The 1643-nt window shown below is 69.3% G+C and carries 3 protein-coding genes; all 3 read left to right on the plus strand.

The features are described 5' to 3' along the window. A partial coding sequence (locus ACGFIZ_RS34185; protein ID WP_393427438.1) for a transposase occupies positions 1-270 on the plus strand: 270 nt, incomplete at its 5' end. Next, positions 267-698: a hypothetical protein gene (locus ACGFIZ_RS34190; RefSeq protein ID WP_393427440.1), complete on the plus strand. Its 432-nt coding sequence runs from the start codon at positions 267-269 to the stop codon at positions 696-698. The genes ACGFIZ_RS34185 and ACGFIZ_RS34190, both read left to right, overlap by 4 nt. A 32-nt stretch (positions 699-730) precedes the next feature. Further along, on the plus strand, positions 731-1643 hold a 913-nt coding region (locus ACGFIZ_RS34195; protein ID WP_393427442.1), incomplete at its 3' end, for an IS3 family transposase.

Consider the following 1643-nt stretch of genomic DNA (forward strand, 5'->3'; position numbering starts at 1 on the left):
CGGGTGCTGATGGCGACCCCGATACCGGACACCCCGGCGCCCGCGGTGCTCAGCGTGGACGACTTCGCGCTGCGCCGTGGCCGCCGGTATGCCACCTTGCTGCTGGACGCGGTCACCCACGCCCGTGTTGACGTCCTGCCCGATCGCAAGGCCGAGACCCTGGCTGCGTGGCTGCGTGAGCACCCCCCTCCCTGTCACGCTGATGTGAGACAGCCCGCCTACCAGGAGATACGCTTCCTGGACGGTCGCGAGGAGAGATCATCAGTATGACGTCGAAGCCCTATGAGAGCCCGGATCTGGACGCCCGGCCCCAGCGGCGGACATTCACCGCAGAGTTCAAGGCGCGGATCCTGGCCGAGTACGACGCGGCGCCGGACGCGGCGGCTCGCGGGGCGATCCTGCGCCGGGAACGGCTGTACGGGTCACACCTGTTGGACTGGCGCAAGGCCCGAGACGCTGGAGTCGCGGCTGGTCTGACGGACCGGCGGCAATCGGCCGCGCGGGCGGCGAAGAAGGCCGAGACGGCCGAACTTGCCCGTCTTCAGCGCGAGAACGCCCGCCTGCAGGCCGAACTGTCCAAGACCCAGACCGCGTTGTCGATCATGGGAAAAGCGCACGCGCTCTTGGAACTGCTCTCCGAGAGCGCGGACACCGCGCCGACGCCGAACCCGTCCTGGTCGAGGCGCAGCAGACGCTGACCCCGATCTGGGGCATCGCGCCCGCGTGCCGGCTGACCGGCCTGTCCCGCGCCACCCTCTACCGCCACCGGACTCCACCGGCCGAACCGAAGCCCCGGGCGCCGCGCAAGCCGCCACCGTCGGCGCTGACCGAACCCGAACGGCAACAGGTCCTGAACCTGCTCAACAGCCCGCCCTACCAGGACCTGGCACCCGCGCAGGTGTGGGCCCGTGAGCTCGACGAGGGCCGCTGGTGGTGCTCGGAGTCCACCATGTACCGGATCCTGCGCGCCGCCGGCCAGACCGGCGAACGCCGCAGCCAGGCCACCCACCCAGCCCGCACCAAGCCGGAACTGGTCGCCGACGCCCCCAACCAGGTCTGGTCGTGGGACATCACGAAACTACGCGGACCGGTCAAAGGAGTCTGGTTCCACCTGTACACGGTGATCGACATCTGGTCCCGCTACGTCGTCGGGCACCTGGTCGCCGCCGCCGAGGACGGCCAACTCGCCGAGGCACTCATCGCCGACGCCGCAGGCCGCGAACGCGTCGACCCCGACCAGTTGACCGTGCACGCCGACCGTGGCGCGGCGATGACCTGCAAGACCGTCACCCAACTCCTCACCGACCTCAAGATCGGCCGCAGTCACAGCCGACCGAAGACATCGAACGACAACCCGTTCATCGAAGCCAGCTTCAAGACCTTAAAGTACGACCCGACCTTCCCCGAACGGTTCGGCTCCATCCAACACGCCCGCGCGCACTGCGAAGCGTTCTACACCTACTACAACCACGAACACCGGCACTCCGGGATCGCCCTGCACACCCCGGCATCGGTCCATCACGGCACCGCCGAGCAGATCCGTGAGCAGCGGCAACGCACCCTCGACGCCGCCCGAGCCGCCCACCCGCACCGATTCGGCAGCCGCCGACCCGTCGCACCCCGGGTTCCCGAACAGGCATGGA

It is taken from the genome of Micromonospora sp. NPDC048830, from assembly GCF_043198215.1.
GTDB lineage: Bacteria > Actinomycetota > Actinomycetes > Mycobacteriales > Micromonosporaceae > Micromonospora.